This window comes from Cytobacillus sp. FSL R7-0696, assembly GCF_038006865.1.
Lineage (GTDB): Bacteria > Bacillota > Bacilli > Bacillales > Cytobacillaceae > Cytobacillus > Cytobacillus kochii.
In genome coordinates, this window is sequence record NZ_JBBOWA010000001.1 from 4,585,749 (window position 1) to 4,606,605 (window position 20,857).

At 36.2% G+C, this 20,857-nt stretch carries 22 protein-coding genes; 9 read left to right on the plus strand and 13 right to left on the minus strand.

What is annotated here, in order from left to right; all coding sequences use genetic code 11:
* Positions 1-563 precede the first annotated feature (563 nt).
* The gene (locus MKX29_RS23300) at positions 564-1,523 is read left to right on the plus strand and encodes a COX15/CtaA family protein (RefSeq protein WP_095369655.1); all 960 of its coding nucleotides are present in this window, start codon (positions 564-566) and stop codon (positions 1,521-1,523) included.
* A 64-nt stretch (positions 1,524-1,587) separates the two neighbouring features.
* On the opposite strand, the gene pyc is transcribed toward MKX29_RS23300, so the two are convergent.
* The 4 genes from pyc to glsA all read right to left on the minus strand — a co-directional run bounded on the left by pyc (position 1,588) and on the right by glsA (position 7,945).
* Positions 1,588-5,031, minus strand: coding sequence for a pyruvate carboxylase (gene pyc / locus MKX29_RS23305; protein ID WP_341108029.1), 3,444 nt, complete (start codon positions 5,029-5,031; stop codon positions 1,588-1,590).
* A 19-nt stretch (positions 5,032-5,050) separates the two neighbouring features.
* Entirely contained in the window at positions 5,051-6,265 is a 1,215-nt protein-coding gene (locus MKX29_RS23310; RefSeq protein WP_341108031.1) for an FtsW/RodA/SpoVE family cell cycle protein, read from the minus strand.
* A 365-nt stretch (positions 6,266-6,630) separates the two neighbouring features.
* The gene (locus tag MKX29_RS23315) at positions 6,631-6,912 is read right to left on the minus strand and encodes a YlaN family protein (RefSeq protein WP_095369658.1); all 282 of its coding nucleotides are present in this window, start codon (positions 6,910-6,912) and stop codon (positions 6,631-6,633) included.
* A gap of 94 nt (positions 6,913-7,006) precedes the next feature.
* Positions 7,007-7,945 (minus strand): glutaminase A, encoded by a 939-nt coding sequence (glsA, locus tag MKX29_RS23320; RefSeq protein WP_224937874.1) that lies wholly within the window; start codon positions 7,943-7,945, stop codon positions 7,007-7,009.
* A gap of 145 nt (positions 7,946-8,090) precedes the next feature.
* Between glsA and MKX29_RS23325 the strand changes: the two genes are divergently transcribed.
* The gene (locus MKX29_RS23325) at positions 8,091-8,588 is read left to right on the plus strand and encodes a peptidyl-prolyl cis-trans isomerase (protein WP_224937873.1); all 498 of its coding nucleotides are present in this window, start codon (positions 8,091-8,093) and stop codon (positions 8,586-8,588) included.
* Positions 8,589-8,659: 71 nt separating this feature from the next.
* On the opposite strand, the gene MKX29_RS23330 is transcribed toward MKX29_RS23325, so the two are convergent.
* Positions 8,660-9,988: a PhoH family protein gene (locus MKX29_RS23330; protein ID WP_445662699.1), complete on the minus strand. Its 1,329-nt coding sequence runs from the start codon at positions 9,986-9,988 to the stop codon at positions 8,660-8,662.
* Positions 9,989-10,186: 198 nt separating this feature from the next.
* Between MKX29_RS23330 and MKX29_RS23335 the strand changes: the two genes are divergently transcribed.
* Both MKX29_RS23335 and MKX29_RS23340 read left to right on the plus strand, forming a co-directional pair.
* Positions 10,187-10,789: a YhcN/YlaJ family sporulation lipoprotein gene (locus MKX29_RS23335; protein ID WP_341108037.1), complete on the plus strand. Its 603-nt coding sequence runs from the start codon at positions 10,187-10,189 to the stop codon at positions 10,787-10,789.
* Positions 10,790-10,871: 82 nt separating this feature from the next.
* Entirely contained in the window at positions 10,872-11,072 is a 201-nt protein-coding gene (locus MKX29_RS23340) for a YlaI family protein (protein WP_095369663.1), read from the plus strand.
* Positions 11,073-11,114: 42 nt separating this feature from the next.
* Here the strand turns inward: MKX29_RS23340 and MKX29_RS23345 are convergent, their stop codons facing one another.
* On the minus strand, positions 11,115-11,669 hold the full coding sequence (locus MKX29_RS23345) for a nucleotidyltransferase family protein (RefSeq protein ID WP_341108039.1): 555 nt from the start codon (positions 11,667-11,669) through the stop codon (positions 11,115-11,117).
* 13 nt (positions 11,670-11,682) lie between these two features.
* Entirely contained in the window at positions 11,683-11,871 is a 189-nt protein-coding gene (locus MKX29_RS23350; RefSeq protein WP_341108040.1) for a hypothetical protein, read from the minus strand.
* A 515-nt stretch (positions 11,872-12,386) separates the two neighbouring features.
* Between MKX29_RS23350 and MKX29_RS24550 the strand changes: the two genes are divergently transcribed.
* Both MKX29_RS24550 and MKX29_RS23355 read left to right on the plus strand, forming a co-directional pair.
* A complete protein-coding gene (locus MKX29_RS24550) occupies positions 12,387-12,716 on the plus strand; it encodes a transposase (protein WP_251161713.1) in 330 nt (109 codons plus the stop codon).
* Positions 12,713-13,564, plus strand: coding sequence for an IS3 family transposase (locus tag MKX29_RS23355; protein WP_409338353.1), 852 nt, complete (start codon positions 12,713-12,715; stop codon positions 13,562-13,564). The genes MKX29_RS24550 and MKX29_RS23355 overlap by 4 nt, the downstream gene beginning before the upstream one ends.
* A gap of 55 nt (positions 13,565-13,619) precedes the next feature.
* Here MKX29_RS23355 and MKX29_RS23360 read toward each other — a convergent pair whose 3' ends face one another.
* From MKX29_RS23360 to typA, 3 genes are all read right to left on the minus strand, one after another.
* Positions 13,620-13,901 carry a hypothetical protein gene (locus MKX29_RS23360; protein WP_341108346.1) on the minus strand — a complete coding sequence of 94 codons (282 nt, stop codon included), beginning with the start codon at positions 13,899-13,901 and terminating at the stop codon, positions 13,620-13,622.
* 28 nt (positions 13,902-13,929) lie between these two features.
* A complete protein-coding gene (locus tag MKX29_RS23365) occupies positions 13,930-14,244 on the minus strand; it encodes a YlaH-like family protein (protein ID WP_341108041.1) in 315 nt (104 codons plus the stop codon).
* Positions 14,245-14,322: 78 nt separating this feature from the next.
* Positions 14,323-16,158 carry a translational GTPase TypA gene (gene typA, locus MKX29_RS23370; protein WP_224937867.1) on the minus strand — a complete coding sequence of 612 codons (1,836 nt, stop codon included), beginning with the start codon at positions 16,156-16,158 and terminating at the stop codon, positions 14,323-14,325.
* Positions 16,159-16,374: 216 nt separating this feature from the next.
* Here typA and MKX29_RS23375 point away from each other — a divergent pair, with 216 nt between their 5' ends.
* Positions 16,375-16,560 carry a YlaF family protein gene (locus MKX29_RS23375; RefSeq protein WP_095369668.1) on the plus strand — a complete coding sequence of 62 codons (186 nt, stop codon included), beginning with the start codon at positions 16,375-16,377 and terminating at the stop codon, positions 16,558-16,560.
* 77 nt (positions 16,561-16,637) lie between these two features.
* On the opposite strand, the gene MKX29_RS23380 is transcribed toward MKX29_RS23375, so the two are convergent.
* Entirely contained in the window at positions 16,638-17,438 is an 801-nt protein-coding gene (locus tag MKX29_RS23380; RefSeq protein WP_341108043.1) for an inositol monophosphatase family protein, read from the minus strand.
* Between the two features lie 148 nt (positions 17,439-17,586).
* Positions 17,587-17,781, minus strand: coding sequence for a hypothetical protein (locus tag MKX29_RS23385; protein ID WP_095369670.1), 195 nt, complete (start codon positions 17,779-17,781; stop codon positions 17,587-17,589).
* 231 nt (positions 17,782-18,012) lie between these two features.
* Between MKX29_RS23385 and MKX29_RS23390 the strand changes: the two genes are divergently transcribed.
* Positions 18,013-18,630, plus strand: coding sequence for a YktB family protein (locus MKX29_RS23390; RefSeq protein WP_251161424.1), 618 nt, complete (start codon positions 18,013-18,015; stop codon positions 18,628-18,630).
* Between the two features lie 81 nt (positions 18,631-18,711).
* Here the strand turns inward: MKX29_RS23390 and MKX29_RS23395 are convergent, their stop codons facing one another.
* Positions 18,712-18,981 (minus strand): UPF0223 family protein, encoded by a 270-nt coding sequence (locus MKX29_RS23395; RefSeq protein WP_095369672.1) that lies wholly within the window; start codon positions 18,979-18,981, stop codon positions 18,712-18,714.
* 337 nt (positions 18,982-19,318) lie between these two features.
* Between MKX29_RS23395 and MKX29_RS23400 the strand changes: the two genes are divergently transcribed.
* Positions 19,319-20,788: an aminotransferase class I/II-fold pyridoxal phosphate-dependent enzyme gene (locus MKX29_RS23400; protein ID WP_341108046.1), complete on the plus strand. Its 1,470-nt coding sequence runs from the start codon at positions 19,319-19,321 to the stop codon at positions 20,786-20,788.
* Positions 20,789-20,857: the final 69 nt, after the last annotated feature.

The following is a 20,857-nucleotide window of genomic DNA, read 5'->3' on the forward strand; positions in this document are numbered from 1 at the left end:
TTGACAATTCCACACAAAACAAGTGTGATGCATTCACTGTATATTAAATCACATTTTTTAGTTATTTTGTGAAATTTTCTAGAATTAATTATGACTAATTTGTGTCAGAAGTTTGTTTTTCATTATATATTCATCACTTTTCTGAGATAATTAAGTTAATAATTTTTTCATTAAATGATAAATTAAGGTAATCACACAACCTAAGCTTTTTAGAAATATTTACATGACAACTATATTTCTAGCAGACAAAACTTATGTTTTCAAGGGAAATAAGGATGAATACGGAAGAATTTTTATAAGTATTGTAATATTTTGATGAATCCTGTAGTATCAAAAAAGTGAGTATACATAGACGTATTTTTTTCACATTTAGTTCAATTACAACTTATCCGATTTAAACGAAGTAAATAAACATAAATGAACACAATTATTTGGTTATACATTATGACAAATATCAGCATTTAAATGGTATCTATAAGTATAATCACGCGTGGCGTAAAACCTTATATTCTTATAGCCATAGCGCTCATACATACCTATACATTCAGAAGAAGGTGAAAGATTTGCAACGATCATTAAAATGGTTTGCTGTCCTAACAACAATAGGCATGCTACTCATTCTATTAGGTGGGGCATTAGTTACAAAGACAGATTCGGGAGACGGCTGCGGGGCATCATGGCCATTATGTCACGGTGAATTTATCCCAAGCAATATTTCACCCGAATTAATTATTGAGCTCGCGCATAGACTTGTTTCAGGTTCTGTCGGATTTATGGTTCTAATTTTAGCCATTTGGTCATGGAAAAAGATTGGTCATGTAAGAGAAACTAAATTTCTAGCCATTTCATCTGTCATCTTTCTAGTATTGCAAGCACTCATTGGTGCAGCTGCAGTCATGTGGGGACAATCTGATTTTGTGATGGCACTCCATTTCGGTATTTCATTAATATCATTTGCCGCTGTTCTATTACTTACTTTGTTAATTTTCGAAGTGGATAAGAAGTTCCAAGCAGAAAAACTTGTTCTCGATCAACGAATGAAGCGCCACATTATCGGGGTTACACTCTACAGTTATATCGTTGTTTATACAGGTGCGCTTGTACGACATGTAAATGCTAGTCTCGTTTGTATCGATTGGCCATTCTGTAGAAATGACGCCATCGGTCTTCCGCTAAATATGTATGAATGGATTCAGATGGGACATCGTGCAGCAGCTGGTTTCATATTTATTTGGATTACCTATATCATGATACTGGCACTGAAACATTATAAGCATCAGCCAGTCATTTATATCGGCTGGATTATCTCGTTTATTTTAGTCAGTTTACAAGTCATTGCTGGCGCACTAGTTGTAATTACCCAATTAAACTTGTACATTGCGCTCGCCCATGCATTTTTTATTTCTTGCTTGTTTGGGGTGTTAAGCTACTTTATCCTTCTCACAACACGAAGCAAAGCGAATGAATTGACTCAATCAAAGAAAACGGACAATAAAAAAGACAAAAACGTTCCATTATCATAAGTTTTTATTTGATTGAAAGTAAGCAAAAAAACTTTTCCTCTATTTAAGAGGAAAAGTTTTTTTATTATGATCGCGCTAATTCAATTAAAAGATCACCAGTAGCAATCGATTCACCATCAGCTGCATAAATTTCTTTTACCGTACCTGTAAATGGAGCTTGTACAGTTGTTTCCATTTTCATCGCCTCAGTAATCATCAAGTGATCACCTTGATTAACGATGTCCCCCTTGTTTACTACTGCCTTAATAACTGTTCCAGGCATTGTCGCAGCAATATGTGTTTCATTGTGAGGGTCTGCTTTTACTTTCGTTGCAACGGAAGATTTAATACTTTCATCTTTTATCACCACTTCACGAGGTTGTCCATTTAGTTCGAAATAAATCACTCTCGTTCCATCTGCCCGCGCTTGACCAATTGACACTAATTTAACAATAAGCGTTTTTCCTTTTTCAATTTCCACTTCAATTTCTTCACCTAAGTTCATACCGTATAAGAATGTAGGGGTATCAAGAACAGAAACATCACCAAATTGCGTATATGTTTTGTGGTAGTCCATAAATACCTTAGGATAAAGTGCATAGGCAATTGCATCAAAGCTTGTCACTTCTCTACCTAACTCTTTATATAATGTCGCTTTTATTTCTTCAAAATCAACATGTTCTAGCAGCTCTCCAGGTCTAACAGTGATGGCTTCTCTATTTTTCAATATCGCCTTTTGTAAATCTTTAGGGAATCCTTGATACGGTTGTCCTAAATAACCTTCAAACAGCTCGACAACAGAATCAGGGAAGTCTAGTGAAGCACCTTTTTGAATGACCGCTTCTTCATCTAATTGATTTTGTACCATGTATAGAGCCATATCTCCTACAACTTTTGATGACGGTGTAACTTTGACAATATCACCAAACATTTGATTGACGCGGGAATACATCCCTTTTACATCATCCCATTTCTCCCCTAATCCAACTGCTTTTGCCTGTTGTTGTAGGTTACTATATTGCCCTCCAGGCATTTCATGTTGATAAATTTCTGTATGAGGTGCTTTCATACCACTTTCAAATTCTTGATAATATTTACGTACATCTTCCCAATAATAGGATAATTGTTCTAATGCATCCACACTCATCTCAGGTTGTCTTTCTGACCCTTCTAACGCGTAGTATAATGTATTTGCACTAGGTTGTGATGTTAATCCAGCCATCGTACTTAAGGCAACATCAACAATATCAACGCCCGCCTCGATTGCTTTTGCATAAGTGAAAATTCCGTTGCCACTAGTATCATGCGTATGCAAATGAATAGGAATATCTACCGTTTCTTTCAATTCTGAAATGAGCTCATAGGCTGATTGAGGCTTCAATAATCCAGCCATATCCTTAATCCCTAAAATATGAGCACCTTGATGTTCGAGTTCTTTAGCCAACTCTTTATAATACGCTAGATCATATTTCTTTCTTGTTTTATCAGAAATATCACCTGTATAACAAATGGCTGCCTCAGCGATTTTGCCTGTTTGTCTAACAGCATCAATTGCTACCTCCATACCTTTTACCCAGTTTAAACTATCGAAAATTCGGAAGACATCGATACCTGCATGTGCTGACTTTTCTACAAACTCTTGAATAACATTGTCCGCATAGTTTTTATAACCAACAGCATTAGAAGCCCTTAACAACATTTGTAAGAGAATATTTGGCATCTTCTGACGTAATGTTAATAATCTTTCCCAAGGATCTTCTTTCAAAAAGCGATAAGCCACATCAAAAGTCGCACCGCCCCACATCTCTGAAGAAAACATTTGCGGTAGTAGTTTTGCCGTCGGTTCAGCAATATTTTGTAAATCCTTTGTTCGAACTCTTGTCGCTAGTAAGGATTGATGAGCATCTCTAAACGTCGTATCTGTTAATAGAACATTCTTTTGTTCCTTAATCCATGACACAAGCCCTTCTGCACCACGTTCTTCAAGTACTTGCTTTGTACCAGACTGATACTCATTAGGTAAAATAATTTTAGGCATTCTTGGTTGATCAAATGCTGGCTTCTTCTGCTTTTCGATTCCAGGGAAACCATTAACAGTTACATTACCGATGTATGATAGCATTTTTGTTCCACGGTCTTTTCTTTTTGGGAAAATAAACAGTTCCGGTGTACGATCAATAAAAGATGTATCATATTCACCTGTCAAAAAGTTTTTATGTTTAACAACATTCTCTAAAAACGGAATATTGGTTTTTATCCCTCTGATTCTAAATTCTTGTAAATTTCTTACCATTTTTGATGCAGCTTGTTCAAAGGTAATTGCATGAGTTGAAAGTTTCACCAATAAAGAATCATAATGTGGTGTGATTACTGCACCTTGGTAAGCATTACCTGCATCTTGACGAACACCAAACCCTCCACCACTACGATAAGCCATTAGTCTTCCTGTATCAGGCATAAAATTGTTCAAAGGATCTTCTGTCGTTACACGAGATTGAATCGCATATCCCATTGTTTTGATATCTGCTTGATCTGGTATACCAATTTTTTCACTGTGTAATTCATATCCTTCAGCAACTAAAATTTGTGTTTGCACGATATCAATACCAGTTATCATTTCAGTGATTGTATGTTCAACTTGGACACGAGGATTTACTTCAATGAAATAAAACTCTTCTCCTGAAACAAGGAACTCAACTGTTCCAGCATTAATATAATCGACGTTCTTCATTAATTGTACGGCTGCCTCGCAAATACGTCCTCTTAATTCCCCATCTAACGATACACATGGTGCGACTTCGACAACTTTTTGGTGACGTCTTTGTACAGAACAATCCCTTTCAAACAGGTGAATAATATTGCCATGTTGGTCCCCAATGATTTGCACTTCTATATGTTTCGGATTTTGCACGAATTTTTCTACATACACTTCATCATTACCGAACGCCGCTTTCGCTTCAGATTTCGCGCGATTATAGGCTTCTCTCACTTCCTCGCCACTGTTAACTATCCTCATTCCACGACCGCCACCACCAAGCGAGGCTTTAATAATAATTGGGTAGCCGTAATCTCTTCCGAATTGTTCTACTTCTTCAACAGCTTGCACAGGACCATCAGAACCAGGAATAACCGGAATATTCGCACTTTGGGCTTGTGACCTCGCCTTTACTTTATCTCCAAACATATTCAAATGTTTAGATTCAGGCCCAATAAACTTAATACCTTCCTCTTCACATCTTCTAGCAAACTGAATATTTTCTGATAAGAAGCCATAACCAGGATGAATCGCGTCAACTCCGCTATCTTTTGCGATTTTAAGGATACCCTCGATATCGAGGTAAGCATCAATCGGCTTCTTACCTTCACCAACAAGGTATGCTTCATCTGCTTTGTATCTATGATACGACCCTGAGTCTTCCTTTGAATAGATCGCAACTGTACGGATATTTAATTCCGTACAGGCACGAAAAACACGAATGGCAATTTCTCCTCGATTGGCTACTAATACCTTACTAATCTTTTGACCCATAATAACACCCCGTATATTTTTATCGTCTATTATATGTAAAACGACCACTCATACTTGCTGTTGTATTTACTGGTTTGTCAGTCGTTACATCTTGTTCTTCTTTTTCTTTATATTTCTTTTCATAGTTTACAAACATTGATACATTCACTAAAATGCCCATTGAAACCATAAGTACTAATAAGGATGATCCACCATAGCTTATAAAAGGCAAAGGCACCCCAGTTAAAGGAATGACTCCTGATATACCGCCAAGGTTAATAAATGCTTGAATGCCAATCATACTAGAAACACCTATAGCTAATAAACTTCCAAATGCATCTTTACACTTGAGTGCGACGAATATGCCTTTTAGTACGATGAAGCCTAAAGCAAAAAGCACAAACATCACACCAAAAACACCCAGTTCTTCAACGATAACAGCCATAATAAAATCTGTATGAGCTTCTGGTAAGTAGCCCATTTTTTGAATACTTTGTCCTAATCCTAAACCGGTTAATCCACCATTACCAAGGGCGATAAATGCGTTGGACAATTGATATCCCCCTTCAGCTTCAAACGGATGTAGGAAATCGAATCTTGCTAGCCTAGTATCTGTAAAGATTTTATCTCTTAAAATAAGCATGATTGGAACTAAAAAAATAGCACCAATACCAGCTAATTTTAAAAGGTTTTTCATATTCATACCAGAAGATAAAATAATCGCTAGACCAATTAAAAAGATAATTCCTGCCGTTCCATAATCTGGTTCCATCGCAATCAGGCCACAAACGAGAATCAAATAAACAAGCGGTGGTACAACACCCTTATTAAATTCATTAATATACGATTGTTTCTTTGCATAAACAGCAGACAAATAAACAATAACAATAACCTTTACAAACTCCGATGGTTGAATAGAACGGGTACCTAAATCAATCCAGCTTTGTGCGTTATTAACCGCGTTCCCGATAATCGATACAAGTAACAAACCAAAAAATGAAAAGAAGACGATTGGAATGAGAAACTTGTTACTTTTATAAGCTTTATATGGGAATAGGGCAGCAACAATAAACGCAATCGTACCAAGAATTAAATGTGTTCTTTGTTTATCATAAAAGTAGTCACTAGCAACTCCATTATGTTGGACAGCAGTCACCATGCTTGAACTATAGACCATAACCAGTCCAAAAATACATAGTAGACCTAATACAACGATCAATGAATAATCATAAGATTTTAGAATTTTTTTAAACATATGCCTCTTCCTTTATTCTCTTAAGTAGTATATTTATTCTACTATAGCATTGATTTTCCTGCCAAAATAAAGATAAAAAGGAATGTAATTAAAACGTAACGCTTTAAATGATTAGATCATTGTTCTGTATGATTCTTTCTAATGTGACATACTAATTAATATATTTATACATCATATTTATCTTTTTGTCTACTATATATGCTTAATTCGTAGAATCAATTGTATAGATTAGCATAATATTGACTATTATTTTTAAAGCAGCATAACATATATTTTTTCTATTTTTTCTCTATTCTTCTCTTAACCAATTTTTAACAAACAAAAAAACTCAAGCTAATATTCTTAGCTTGAGTTTTTAATATGTTTTATTTTTTTACTGATGCTTCATGTAGAATGGATAATTCTCTCTCAAGTTTATCAAGAATTTCTTTTCCATCTTTATCAGCAATTAATCCAAGTCTCACAGCAAAATCAATTTCACGAGATAAGCCAAACATCTGCGTATCAAGTACTTCTTCGTATAATGGACATTGAGGCATAGTCAAATTATCCATTTGGACTTTGATTAATTTTAATATTTTTTCAGCATCTGCTTGTAATAGAGCATTAGCTCTTTCTTTATGATCAATAACCATTTCAGAAGCCAACTTTCAATCCCCCCGTTTCCGAGCGATTATCCTATCTATAAATTTTAAACTTAAGTGAAAAAAAAAGCAAGGATAATCAGGGGATATCCGCTGATTAAAAAATACTAAAATGATATTCCTCTGCCATAATCTTCAAAATTTCTGCTCCGGCAATACTATTCCCTCTTTCATCTAGTGCAGGAGAGAAAATGCCTATTCCTAACTTCCCTGGCACAACTGCCATTATACCACCCGATACACCACTTTTCGCAGGAATTCCCACTTTGATTGCAAACTCACCTGAAGCATTATACATACCGCAAGTTACCATGAATGTTTTGCATATTCTTGCAATTTCCTCCTCAATTAATATGTTTCCTGATTGCGGATCACGACCATTATTGGCAAATACTGCTGCTATTCTTGACAAATCTAAACAATTCATTTCAATTGCGCATTGTTTCGTATAAATATCAATTAACTCATCGACATCTCCATCAATCACTCCATGTTGTTTCATAAAATAACATAATGAACGATTTAAGTCTGTTGTCTTATATTCCGAATCTGCCACCTCTTTATTGTAACCGATGGCTTTACCCCCTAATAAGCATTGGACAAAGTGGAGAATACGGTGCCATCTCTCATCGGGAGAATTTCCATTTACCATGCTTGTAACCGCCAATGCTCCTGCATTAATCATTGGATTAAGAGGTTTAGAGTGTGAGCTCGTCTCAAGCTTAATCATTGAATTATAAGGATCCCCGGTTGGTTCCATACCTACTTTTTGAAATACATTTGTGTATCCTTGATCAATTAATGCTAGTGCTAGAACAAGCACTTTTGAAATACTTTGTAATGTGAACTTTTGTTCAATATCTCCAGCTGAAACACAAACATCACTACCTCGAGTAATATGAAAGACAGCTGCTGAAACATTTGACTGATCAGCAGCCTTCAAAGCCGGGATATAATCTGCTACTTTACCTTTAGCCACAAGCGGTTTCACTCGTTCAATTATTCCTAACAATTCTTGATCAGTCTGACAACCCATAACTCCCCTACTCTCCTTCAATATTTCCTTATAGTTTAATACATTTAGTAACATTCCATGCGAGTTGAAATGACATTTGCAGTTAAAAGCGTTATACTTTATAAGGAACATTAGATATTAGTGACACAAGCAGGGGGTATGACAAATGAAGGATATCATCCATATTACAGGTAACGTCAAATATACAATTACACTCGATCCAAGTGTATGGATTTTTGATGACCGAAAAATTGACCTTGATACATATTTTGAGAATCAAGAAGAATTACCGAATGAAAAGGAGGAATATACGAAAGCAGCCTCTAAACATTGGGATCGTGAAATAATGGAAGGTGCCGTTTACCCACCAACACTTAAAACAGAAAAGAAATTTGAAAAGGTTCGTGTTTTAACCGGTACTTTTGGGATTCCCTTCTTGCCTTTTCTTACAAATGCTGAGCCAAATAGTGGATCGAGGACAATAGAAGTACATTGTGAGAATGAAACAGTCAGTATCCCTATGACAGAGGCAGAAAACCTCATTCTCGCCTTTTCTTTAAAAGGTAAACCTTTGAAAGAAGATGGTCCAGTGCATATTTATTATAAAGATGGAAGCAATCGCCTACAGCCGATTAAAAACGTACAAGATTTCCATATTATATAAAAAAAAAGACTGAATCGAGAGCAACTATGCTCGTTCAGTCTTTTTTTATATAGAAGTATTTAAGAGTATCCTTATAAGATATCAGCAGCGAGTTGAGCTAGCCCTGACCTTTCACCTTTAATCAATTTGGAATGGCCGGCAATCTTCTGATCTTTAAACTTTTCGACAACGTAAGTAAGACCATTATTATAGGCATCTAAATATGGATGGTCAATTTGTTCAGGATCCCCCATTAAGACAATCTTACTACCCTCACCAACTCTTGTTAAAATCGTTTTTACTTCATGCTTTGTTAAATTTTGTGCCTCGTCAATAATAATAAACTGGTCAGGTATACTTCTCCCTCTTATATAAGAAAGAGCCTCAACCTCAATTGAACCCATACCTGCCAAAATGGCATCTAATTCCCCTGGCTTCTTAACATTAAATAAATATTCAAGATTATCATGAATCGGTTGCATCCATGGCCGTAATTTCTCTTCTTTTTCTCCTGGCAAGAACCCTAAATCTTTACCAACTGGAACAATTGGTCTAGCGACAAGTAACTTTTTGAAATCTCCTAAATCCTCAGTCTGCATTAGGCCTGCAGCTAGCGCGAGTAACGTCTTTCCAGTTCCTGCTTTACCAATTAAAGTAACAAGAGGCAAGTCCCTGCGTAAAAGCAGTTCTAACGCCATCGTTTGTTGTACATTTCTTGGTTTAATTCCCCAAATATGATCATAATCAAAAACAAGTTTTTTCAATTTCCCTTTCGTTTGATCAACAATGCCAAGTGCAGAAGCTGATGAACCAAGCGCATCTTTTAGAATGACAAATTGATTAGGATAGAATGAATGGTTCCCTACTTTATTTAGTGATAATTCTCCTTGACTGTAAAATTCATTCACCATATCTAAATGGAGATATACTTCAAGAAAACCTGTATATATATGATCATTTTCAATCACACGATCGCTTAAAAAATCTTCGCTTAGTAAACCAATAGCATCTGCCTTTACTCTTACAAGCGCATCTTTACTCACAAGAATAACTGGTCTACCACCTTCTTTTGTCTCTTCTTCTAATGAGAGGTTCTTAGCGACAGCCAAAATCCGATTATCGTTCGTTTTCTCAACAAAAATTTCTTGTAGCTGGTGAAAAGAACGATGGTTTAGTTCAATGCGTAAGCTTCCACCATTTTCAAGAAGGATTTGCTCATGCAATTTCCCGGACTGTCTCATACTGTCAATCATTCTTGATACTTGCCTTGCATTCCTCCCAATTTCATCCATATACCTTTTTTTCGAATCTACCTCTTCTAACACCACAGCTGGAATAACGACTTCATTATCCTCAAAAGAATAAATGGAATTTGGATCCTGCAATAAGACATTTGTATCTAACACGTATATTTTACTCAACCCGATGCCTCCCGCCATTAGAAATACATTAGTGCATAAATAGTTCATTGCTTGTTAGTTTCAACATTTTCAATATCAACATGGACAAATCTAACTTTGCTAAAATATATGATTTATCGCATAAAGATAGAAGAACTTTCGCACACTAGTTGTAAACATTTACTTTTTTTAAAGTTTAATCTTGATGGAGGTAGTATAATGAAGTACTTTCACGTTCTACTATCATTATTTATCGTACTCAACTTAACGGGGTGTGGTGCACAAAATAACGCACAATCTTCACAAAATGAGAAAGGTACACCTCATACAGTTAATGTAAAAAATAGTACCATATCTGAACAAGAAGGATTGACTGGACAAGAGACTTCTAAGCACTTAGCCACATTAGCTTCTGATAATCGTCGTGTGAACGATGCAACTGCTGTCGTATTAGGTGACTATTGCATCGTAGGTATTGATATTGATGAAGATGTTGAGCGGTCTGAGGTTGGCTCGATAAAATATGCAGTTGCTGAAAGCTTAAAGCATGACCCCTACGGTGCGAATGCTGTAATTATTGCCGATCCTGATTTATATGCCAGACTTAAGGAAGTAAAAGAGGATGTGGAAAATGGCCATCCGATAAAAGGGGTTTTAAATGAGTTAGCTGATATTTCTGGTCGAATGATGCCAGAAGTACCTGGTGATATCATTGAACCGAATAAATCAGAGGAAACGGAAGAATCAAAAGAACAGCTTAATGAAACAGAATCAAAAAAATTAAATAAACATCAAGAGGAACAATCGAATTATCATAAGTAATTCACGACAGCATCCTTTCATTTCAAAAACAGCTAGTTTATAATAAGGAAAATGCTTGTTTATTAGAAAAGGATGTATATAAATGAAAGTACAATGCGTTATTTGTGATAAAATTGAATCAATTGATAATGAATCTTATGAAGCAAAACGGTTAAGAAACCGACCTATTCACACATATATGTGTGTTGAATGCAATGACAGAATAACTACGAAGACGAATGAAAGAGCAGCTACAGGCAACTTTAAATTGTATAGAAGTAAGCAAGAAGAAGAAGAATGGTAATATAAAATCCCTCCGTTAAAGATAAAACGGAGGGATTTTATATTAGTTAACAAAATGCCATCTTTTTTTCCAACCTTTTGAAATAACCCTGCTTTGAAATAATTGCATTCTCTTCCTCGAAGCTGAAAAAAAGGGAGTCGGCTTGATACGAAAATGAATAAGGTCTTCTATGCCCCATGGTGCCGTTATGACTAATTGATTTTCGCTATCTAACTTTACGCCAATAGCGGTAGCCGTCTCCGGAAATTTTGCAATAGCGTCCTCTGAGGATTGATAAGGCGGCAGGCCATTAACAGAATGCATTCTCGCTTCATTCTTAACTGACCAAGGAATATTTGGTAGTATCTTGTGTAATTTTTCTTCATAGTATTTTTCAATGGTTTCACTCAATTGCTGATTATCATAATAGATGACATCAACATCAGGCAATGGCGTCTTTTCTTGAAAATGATGAAGGGTATCCCATACTTTTGATCGAACAAAACCAGCACAAATCCACCAATCAGGTAAATGAAGTTGTTTAGCGGCTTTTAATATGGCCATCATTTCTTTATCATCTCTAATTAACTGTAAAATATCTCCTTCATTTCGAATCATCTATTTCCTCCCCCTAAGCTTTCTTCAATCCCTTCAATAATCCACTCACCACAACTCGCCAAACCATAGCAAGTTCCATGAAATTGCCTAGCACAATCAATGGGATCATTTTTGAAGTATCTATATCAAATCCAATCAACTTACATATACTTTCGGGTAGTAAGGCTACACCTAGCCCTTTAGCAACTAATTTAAACCCCATTGCTCACTCTTAAAAGGAAGCCTTTGGTGAACTGCAGAACGGATACAATCGACAATAACCTTTTCGATGTAATATAAAGCTTTCAATCGCTAACTCTTGCAGTCGCACTATTTAGTCCCTTTATTTTAACGATAAAGAAGAGAGATGTACATAATTGTACAAAATGCACTATCATTGTCCAGTATCCATATTTCAAAGTGTTTTCCGAAACTATCTTCGAAATATGTTCATGAACGAAATACTCTTCAATCCGGTAGAGCCGTTTTGAACAAATAAAAATGAACCCCTTTCCTCACGTCTCATCTAGATTCGAGCCTGTCACTAACAGAGCTCTAATTCTGAGGCGTTTGAATCTTCTCCTCATCGACCAATCTTTTAAGGCGCACTGTTGCTCTTTGTACTACTATAATATAATAAAAAAACGCCACAATTGTTAATGTCCCCTTTAAGTAGACATTCAAAAAAACCTTCATGTTACCATGAAGGAAAGAATGCTACTTGGAGGGGATTTTTCTATGGCAAAGAAAGGACAAACTTTTAATAGTTATTCGGAAGAGTTTAAACATAATGCCGTCATGAAATATGTGAATGGGTCTAAAAGTTATAAAGCATTGGCAGAGGAACTGGGAATCCGTCACTGCAGCCAGCTTAAAGTGTGGGTTAAGAAATGGAAAGAAGGAGCCCCGTTTGATGAGCGTAAAGGAGTTTCTAATCCTTTAAAAGGCAGGCCTAGGACTAAATTTAAGTCGGTTGAAGAGGAAAGGGATTATTTGAAAGCACAAGTTGAATTTCTAAAAAAGCAGTATCCAAATCTGGTAAAGGAGGAGAAAACCCCAGACGAATGAAATATGAATTGGTGGATGAGTTAAGGGTTACCTATCCGGTCTCCTGGCTGTTGGAGATTGCCTATATCAAACCGGCTAGCTACTACAAATGGAGAAAAAACAATCATAAACGCGAAGCAAAAGTTAGGGATGAACAAGAGATTCGAGAGCACATTTTGGGCATACATTTTATGCATCCCGAATATGGACGACCCCGTATTACAGACGAATTAAATGAAAATGGGTATTTAATTAATCACAAAAAGGTCTACCGATTGATGACGGCAATGAACATACAATCAGTCATCCGAAAAAAGAGAAAACGACATGGTCATAGTCCTTCTAACCTCTTTCCTAACCGTCTGAAAAGGAAGTTCAAGGCGGTAGGACCTAATCAAAAAATGGTAACGGATATCACATTTGTGTCTGTTGGCGAAGAATATTATTATTTATCGGTCATACAGGATCTCTTTAATAACGAAATAGTAAGTTGGGAGCTAGCCCAAAGAAATGATTTGGAACTTGTGTTAAAAACGGTAGAGAAATGGACAAAGAAAAAAGACGTGGCTGGAGCCGTTCTCCATTCGGATCAAGGCTTCCAGTACACGTCAAAAATATACGGCAACCGATTAAAGGATTATGGCATCAAAGGCAGCCACTCTCGCAAAGGAAACTGCCTGGACAATGCCTGTATAGAATCATTCTTTTCACACCTCAAAACCGAGAAGCTGTATATAAGTAAGTGTAAGGGAGAAGAAGAACTAGAGCAAGCTCTTGAGGATTACATTTACCATTACAATTACAAACGAAGACAAAAGAAACTAAAGAAACGCGCGCCGATTGAATATCGACACGCGCTCACTGCTTAGCTTTTTATGTTGTCTACTTGACAGGGGCAAGACCAAATCGGGTGGCGTTTTTTTATTATACCGTGGGGAAGTTTTTGTATTTTTCAGGTTCTGCTAATATTTGTTTTAACATCACTTCTATTAATTCAATCGGATATTTTGTTGATTTACTATCTTCATTATCTCTATAAGAGACATGATAGAATAGATCAGCTTTTTCATATTGGATTTCGTTAATTCCGTGATCATTTTTCAACATTTGTAAAAACATTTCTTCTGTTTCGGTTGCTGCTTCATCCTCTGGTCTCGCATCAGTCACAACTTTAATGGTAAGCCAATTATAAATACTATCATGCACGTTCAATTAAAATCTCCCCCACTCTTCATTATTCCGTGCTGGCTCTTTGTTGTTTCTTTTCTTGATGAAGACGGATTTTATATATTATTAATATGACAGCAGCAACGACAAGTCCTTCTGCAATTGGTAAAAATACCCCTAAGAAAGTTAGCATTGTACATCCCATAAATAAGAACGCATATATAATTATTGATTTTAGTAAAGGAAGCTTTTTAGCAAACCCTAACTTAAAGACAATAATACAGAGTGCAACAATGGTGAGATACAACAACCACATCCCTAGATCTGAATTCTCATGAACTTTATATAGTGCTGCAAAAAAGGAAAGGCGATCTTCAATCATGCTCCAAATCCTCCTTAGTATGTATTAAGGAAGGAGGCAATATGAATTACCTCCTCTTTTTCGAGTGACTATGTGGGCTTAAGCTTCAGCGTATTTTTTCTTTTTAGCTGCTTTTTCTCGTTCGTTTTTATCTAGAATTTTTTTACGAAGACGAATCGATTCAGGTGTAACTTCACAAAGCTCATCATCATTTAAATATTCGAGTGCTTCTTCAAGCGTCATGATTCTAGGCTTTTTAATTGTTGACGTTTGGTCTTTCGTTGCACTACGAACATTCGTTGCATGCTTGACTTTTGTAATATTAACAGCTAGATCATTTTCACGTGTATGTTCACCAACAATCATACCTTCGTAAATTTCTGTGCCAGGCTCTACAAATATTGTACCACGGTCTTCTACCTGCATGATACCATAAGTAGATGCTTTTCCACTCTCCATGGAAACTAGAACGCCTTGTCTTCTTCCACCTACTTGACCTTGCATCATTGGTTGATAGCTGTCAAAAGTATGGTTAATGATTCCGTAACCACGAGTTTGTGTTAAGAATTCAGTTGTATAACCAATTAATCCACGAGCAGGGACATGGAAAATTAATTTCACTTGACCGTTCCCGTTATTAACCATATCTAGCATTTCACCTTTACGCGCACCAATAGATTCCATAATGGCACCAGTATATTCTTCAGGAACATCAATTTGAACGCGTTCAATTGGTTCAGACTTAACACCATCAATTTCTTTTATAATAACAACTGGCTTAGATACTTGGAGTTCGAAGCCTTCACGACGCATATTTTCAATTAAAATCGATAAGTGAAGCTCTCCTCGACCAGATACAGTCCATGCATCAGGAGAATCCGTTTCTTCAACTCTTAAGCTGACATCTGTTTGTAATTGCGCATGCAAACGTTCTTCGATCTTTCTTGCAGTAATATATTTTCCTTCTTTACCAGCAAATGGACTATTGTTCACTTGGAAGGTCATTTGTAATGTTGGTTCATCGATTCGTAATACAGGAAGAGCGTCTTGATTATCTACCGGGCATACTGTTTCCCCGACATTGATATCTTCCATACCAGAGACAGCAATTAAATCTCCTGCTTTTGCTTCTTGTATTTCAAGGCGTTTCAAACCAAAGAAACCAAACATTTTTGTTACACGGAATTGTTTAACAGACCCATCAAGCTTCATTAACGCAACTTGCTCGCCTACTTTCATCGTTCCGCGGAATACACGACCAATCCCAATTCGTCCAACATAATCATTGTAATCTAATAGTGCTACTTGGAATTGTAAAGGTTCTTCACTATTATCAATTGGTGTTGGGATATTATTGACGATTTCTTGATATAAGCATTTCATATCTTCATCTTGTTTTTGTGGATCTAGACTAGCTGTTCCATTAATAGCAGAAGCGTAAACAACAGGGAATTCTAATTGCTCTTCAGTTGCATCTAATTCAATAAATAGATCAATGACTTCATCAATGACTTCTTCAGGACGAGCAAAGTCTCTATCGATTTTATTGACAACGACGATTGGTGTTAAATTTTGCTCTAATGCTTTTTTCAATACAAATCGCGTTTGTGGCATACAACCTTCATAAGCATCGACTACAAGCAATACACCATCAACCATTTTCATAATACGTTCTACTTCCCCACCAAAGTCAGCGTGCCCTGGTGTGTCAAGTATATTAATACGCGTATCTTGATATTTGATAGCTGTATTCTTAGCAAGGATTGTAATTCCACGCTCTCTCTCGATATCGTTGGAATCCATTGCACGTTCTTCTACATGCTCATTTGTACGGAATGTTCCAGACTGCTTTAATAATTGGTCAACCAAAGTTGTTTTACCATGGTCAACGTGGGCGATAATCGCAATATTACGTATATCATCTCTATGTTTCAACTATGTTTCCTCCTAGCTGATTGTGTAAACCTTCTTACTATGTGAAGATATATAATCAGTTTATTTTCTTTTCATTTTTGACTAAAAATCACTGCCTTCATACTATAACTGATACATTATATCACATATATTGTAGAAAACTAACTTCTTTTTGTGTAAAATAAGTTCTGTGGACGATTATGGTATCCAATGTACAAAATTGGAGGTTAGGATTAAATGAAAAATATTAAATGGCCATTATTAGCTTGTGCGATTGCTGCGGCTATATGTATAGGCGGAATTGGTATTGCTATCGGAGAAAGAAGTATTCTTGGATTTCTTCTATGTATCGTAGGTATCGTTGCTGTTATGGGATACGGCTTTACGCTGAAGAAAAAAATGCGAGAAAATGGAGAATTATAAAGGCTAAAATACAACATCAAGTTAGAAAAATGGTGCCGACTACCCTTGAATTGGACAAGCCTGGCACCATTTTTTTATTACCAATTTCCACTATTTAAATACTGCTGAAGAATTTCTTCATGTACACCCGGTCTTGCAACAAATACTGAAGTTTGAGGTGTAATCATCAAGGCTTCCCCTTTTAAATTTGTCGTTTTCCCTCCAACTTCATTGATTAAAATCATGCCGCCACCATAATCCCAAGGAGCGAGTCGCAAACTTATATAAGCATCTAGCCGACCAGAAGCAACATAGGCCATTTCAAGCGCAGCAGAACCATACGATCTTGTTCCTCTCGCATCCTTTACTAATGGAGCAAGGTAACTAGGGTCAATACGCTTGTTACTCGTTACCCAAGTGGCATTGATGCCAATTATTGCATCTTTTACTTCACCCTTAGTCAATGGCTTCAGCTTCATGTCATTCATGTATGCACCCTCACCACTAATCGTATGATACATTTCATCATGTACCACATCATAAATCATCCCGACTTTACCGACTCCCTCATGAAATACCCCAATGGAAATGGCAAAATTTCTTTGTTGGTGAATAAAATTCATGGTGCCATCAATGGGATCAATCACCCAAATAATCCCACCTACATCCGCAAAATCATCACCAAAACCTTCTTCGCTTAAGATTCGATGTGATGGAAAATGGTCATGTATTTTACCAATAAGAAATTGCTCGGTTCCTTTGTCCATATCCGTGACAAGGTCATTGCGATGAGATTTTGTTGCAATGGTTAATTCTTCACTAAATGATGCTTTGATTCTCTCTCCAGCTTCCTTCACCCATGTGGTGGCTAATCTATGTATTTCATTCCAATTAGTCATTTTCATCCTCCACTCTTTATTAAGCGGTATAAAATACCATTAGCTTATCGAAAAAATAGCAATACTTCAAGTGAACAGCTTTAAAAAGCAATAAGCGAACTTAACTGCTTGCTGTTAAGTTCGCTTTAACATCTTTATTCATCACAACTTAAAATGCATTAAGCTTGAGAAGTTCCTGTCTGATTTTTTCAAGCTTTTTCTTTGTAGATTTTACTTCCTCTTCATCTTTCAGTTCTAAAGCTTCAAAAAGTGTTGCTAACTCATAATCCATCTCTAATCGCAATACTGCCGTTCTTTCTTTTTCAAATGTAGCCATTTTGATTGAATTAATTAGCTGCTTCATTAGACAGTGCACCCCTTTTCGTTTTAGTAATTTCACAAGAAAAGTTTTCTGATTATTTTTACTTTTATCATATGAAGCTTCTTTTCACAGTGCAACAAAATTGTACGTTTACCTATGAAGAAGATGATTTTACCCAATTGATTATTATTTTGGTGTACAAAATTGGTTCTCTCTCCCGGTTTTATGCTACAATATGCGACATAGTAAAACGGTTTTAAGGAGTGTTTACATATGACATTTAATGGATTTAAGAAAGAAGATTTCGATGTTTTCACAATTGATGGTTTAGAAGAAAGAATGGAAGCCTTAATTGCAACAGTAAGACCCAAACTTGAAGCACTTGGAGAAACATTTTCCCCTTTTCTCTCTGCGGAAACAGGTGATGAAATGATTCCTCATGTGGCTAAGCATGCGAGAAGGACAAAAAATCCACCAAATGATACTTGGGTCGCTTTCGCCAATAATACAAGAGGCTATAAGATGCTTCCTCACTTTCAGATTGGTCTGTGGGAAACGCATGTATTTGTCTGGTTTGCCATTATTTATGAAGCACCAAATAAAGTTGAGATTGCTGAAAAATTGCAAACCAAAATAGATAAAATCTATGATGATATCCCACAAGACTTCGTTTGGTCATTAGATCACACGAAACCAGAAGTGATCAAACATAGCGACCTTACAAAGGATGAGCTAGAAAACATGTTTGTTCGACTACAGAATGTCAAAAAAGCAGAGTTACTCTGTGGTATAAATATGTCAAAAGAAGAAGCAATGAAACTTTCTGGTTCTGAATTTACTACTTACACAGAGAGTGTTTTTAAAAAAGTTATACCCCTCTATAAAATGTAATAAACCTCTGTAAAGTTTAATCATTTTATAAAAAAAAAGCAGTGAAGACTGGTTCAAACCGTCTCTTACTGCTTTTTCTTATTACATTTTAATTTTACTACTCTCATCTGCTTTTTTTGCCATTTGAACCGTGCGGTAAGAAGAATACCCACTTATTTCTTCAAAATCATTACAAAGGTTTCTCTCTTGTGCTTTGCCCGGTACGATTTCTTTAAAACGACGATAAGCAGCCATGAAATCTTCACGTTGAATTCCTTTTTCGTAAGCTTTTTCGACTGCTTGAAAAAAAGCAATTGCATCTATAATTTCTTCTGTTGACCAATCGCTTTCCATTGGATATTGATACTCCATATAAACACCTCTCACATAGATTACATGCTGATTGTACGGGAGTTAACGAAGAAGAGCAAGCATATGCTAAATTTTAGAATCTAAAAAAACATAGACAAGATTATTTAGTGGATATGCATTTATCTTAGTATGGGAAGAATCCACTCAAATGAATCATTTCATACGAATAATTGAATCCTCTAAAGATGATGGATCGTTAACTATCTATCCTCACGAATGGAGTGCAAAGTTAGCACAATAAAAATTTTTGTTTATCTTTCTATGCAGGAGGAAGGATAAATGCTATAATTCACTTGTTTGTTTGCAAAATTGATTGTTTAAAGAGGTGTGAATTTAATTGTCTCAAACAGAAACACCATTATTTAATGGACTTCTCTCCCACGCAAAACGGGAACCGATTCAATTTCATATTCCTGGACATAAAAAAGGAAGAGGGATGGATCCTGATTTCAGAAACTTTATTGGAGAAAATGCACTTTCGATTGACTTGATAAATATAGGTCCACTAGATGACCTGCATCGCCCATCAGGCATCATAAAAGAAGCACAAGACTTAGCAGCTGAAGCCTTTGGTGCTGACCATACGTTCTTTTCCGTACAAGGTACGAGTGGTGCTATTATGACGATGGTTATGGCTGTTTGTGGTCCTGGAGAAAAAATTATCGTACCAAGAAATGTGCACAAATCTGTCATGTCTGCCATTATCTTTGCTGGCGCAACCCCTATCTTTATCCACCCTGTCGTTGATAAAGAATTAGGTATCTCACACGGTATCACAACTGATGCTGTTGAGAAAGCGTTAGAACAACATCCAGATGCCAAAGGGTTACTTGTTATTAACCCTACTTATTTTGGTATTGCCTGTGACTTAAAGGAAGTTGTTGATTTAGCCCATTCGTACGATATTCCTGTATTAGTAGATGAAGCACATGGTGTTCATATTCATTTTCATGATGAGCTCCCATTGTCTGCCATGCAAGCTGGTGCAGATTTAGCTGCTACGAGCGTCCATAAGCTAGGTGGTTCTATGACACAAAGCTCCATTCTTAATTTAAAGGGTACGAGAGTGTCAGCAAAAAGGGTACAGTCCATTCTTAGCATGCTAACGACTACCTCTACCTCTTATTTGCTTCTTGCCTCATTAGATGTTGCTAGAAAACGTTTAGCCACTGAAGGAAGAGCAATTATCGAGGAAACTATTGAGCTTGCTCAATATATGAGGAAAGAATTAAACGAAATTGAACATATTTATTGTGTAGGAAGAGAAATTCTTGGTACAAATGCAACCTTTAATTACGATCCTACAAAATTAATCATATCTGTGAAAGATTTAGGCATAAGTGGGTTTGATGTAGAAGTATGGTTAAGAGAGCATTACAATATTGAAGTTGAATTATCTGATCTATATAATATTCTCTGTATCATCACGCCTGGTGATGATAGAAGTGATGCGGATCAGCTTATTCATGCCTTGAAAGAGCTATCTAAAGAAAGACACGGAAAAGCAGCGAAAGTAAATCCGCAAGTGTTATTACCCAATATTCCATTATTAGCACTATCTCCTAGAGATGCATTTTATGCTGATAGTGAACTTGTTCCTTTTGATGAATCAGAAGGTAGAATTATTGCTGAATTCATTATGGTTTACCCACCAGGCATTCCTATCTTTACTCCTGGGGAGATTATTACAAAGGAAAACCTTAATTATATCAAAACAAATATGGAAGCTGGACTACCTGTCCAGGGACCAGAAGATTATGATTTTAAATATATTCGAGTAATTAAAGAACATAAAGCGATAAAATAAAACGCGAGATAAATGGTAATTGGCTTAGTTTCACATTTCTATTGCGAATCAAATGACATATTTGATTCG

Bases quoted from the DNA above. Each gene is read 5' to 3' on its own strand.
- pyc (WP_341108029.1), bottom strand. From the start codon at position 5,031: ATGGGTCAAAAGATTAGTAAGGTATTAGTAGCCAATCGAGGAGAAATT.
- MKX29_RS23310 (WP_341108031.1), bottom strand. From the start codon at position 6,265: ATGTTTAAAAAAATTCTAAAATCTTATGATTATTCATTGATCGTTGTA.
- glsA (WP_224937874.1), bottom strand. From the start codon at position 7,945: ATGGGTTGTCAGACTGATCAAGAATTGTTAGGAATAATTGAACGAGTG.
- MKX29_RS23325 (WP_224937873.1), top strand. From the start codon at position 8,091: ATGAAGGATATCATCCATATTACAGGTAACGTCAAATATACAATTACA.
- MKX29_RS23335 (WP_341108037.1), top strand. From the start codon at position 10,187: ATGAAGTACTTTCACGTTCTACTATCATTATTTATCGTACTCAACTTA.
- MKX29_RS23340 (WP_095369663.1), top strand. From the start codon at position 10,872: ATGAAAGTACAATGCGTTATTTGTGATAAAATTGAATCAATTGATAAT.
- MKX29_RS23345 (WP_341108039.1), bottom strand. From the start codon at position 11,669: ATGATTCGAAATGAAGGAGATATTTTACAGTTAATTAGAGATGATAAA.
- MKX29_RS23350 (WP_341108040.1), bottom strand. From the start codon at position 11,871: ATGGGGTTTAAATTAGTTGCTAAAGGGCTAGGTGTAGCCTTACTACCC.
- MKX29_RS24550 (WP_251161713.1), top strand. From the start codon at position 12,387: ATGGCAAAGAAAGGACAAACTTTTAATAGTTATTCGGAAGAGTTTAAA.
- MKX29_RS23355 (WP_409338353.1), top strand. From the start codon at position 12,713: ATGAAATATGAATTGGTGGATGAGTTAAGGGTTACCTATCCGGTCTCC.
- MKX29_RS23365 (WP_341108041.1), bottom strand. From the start codon at position 14,244: ATGATTGAAGATCGCCTTTCCTTTTTTGCAGCACTATATAAAGTTCAT.
- MKX29_RS23375 (WP_095369668.1), top strand. From the start codon at position 16,375: ATGAAAAATATTAAATGGCCATTATTAGCTTGTGCGATTGCTGCGGCT.
- MKX29_RS23380 (WP_341108043.1), bottom strand. From the start codon at position 17,438: ATGACTAATTGGAATGAAATACATAGATTAGCCACCACATGGGTGAAG.
- MKX29_RS23385 (WP_095369670.1), bottom strand. From the start codon at position 17,781: ATGAAGCAGCTAATTAATTCAATCAAAATGGCTACATTTGAAAAAGAA.
- MKX29_RS23390 (WP_251161424.1), top strand. From the start codon at position 18,013: ATGACATTTAATGGATTTAAGAAAGAAGATTTCGATGTTTTCACAATT.
- MKX29_RS23395 (WP_095369672.1), bottom strand. From the start codon at position 18,981: ATGGAGTATCAATATCCAATGGAAAGCGATTGGTCAACAGAAGAAATT.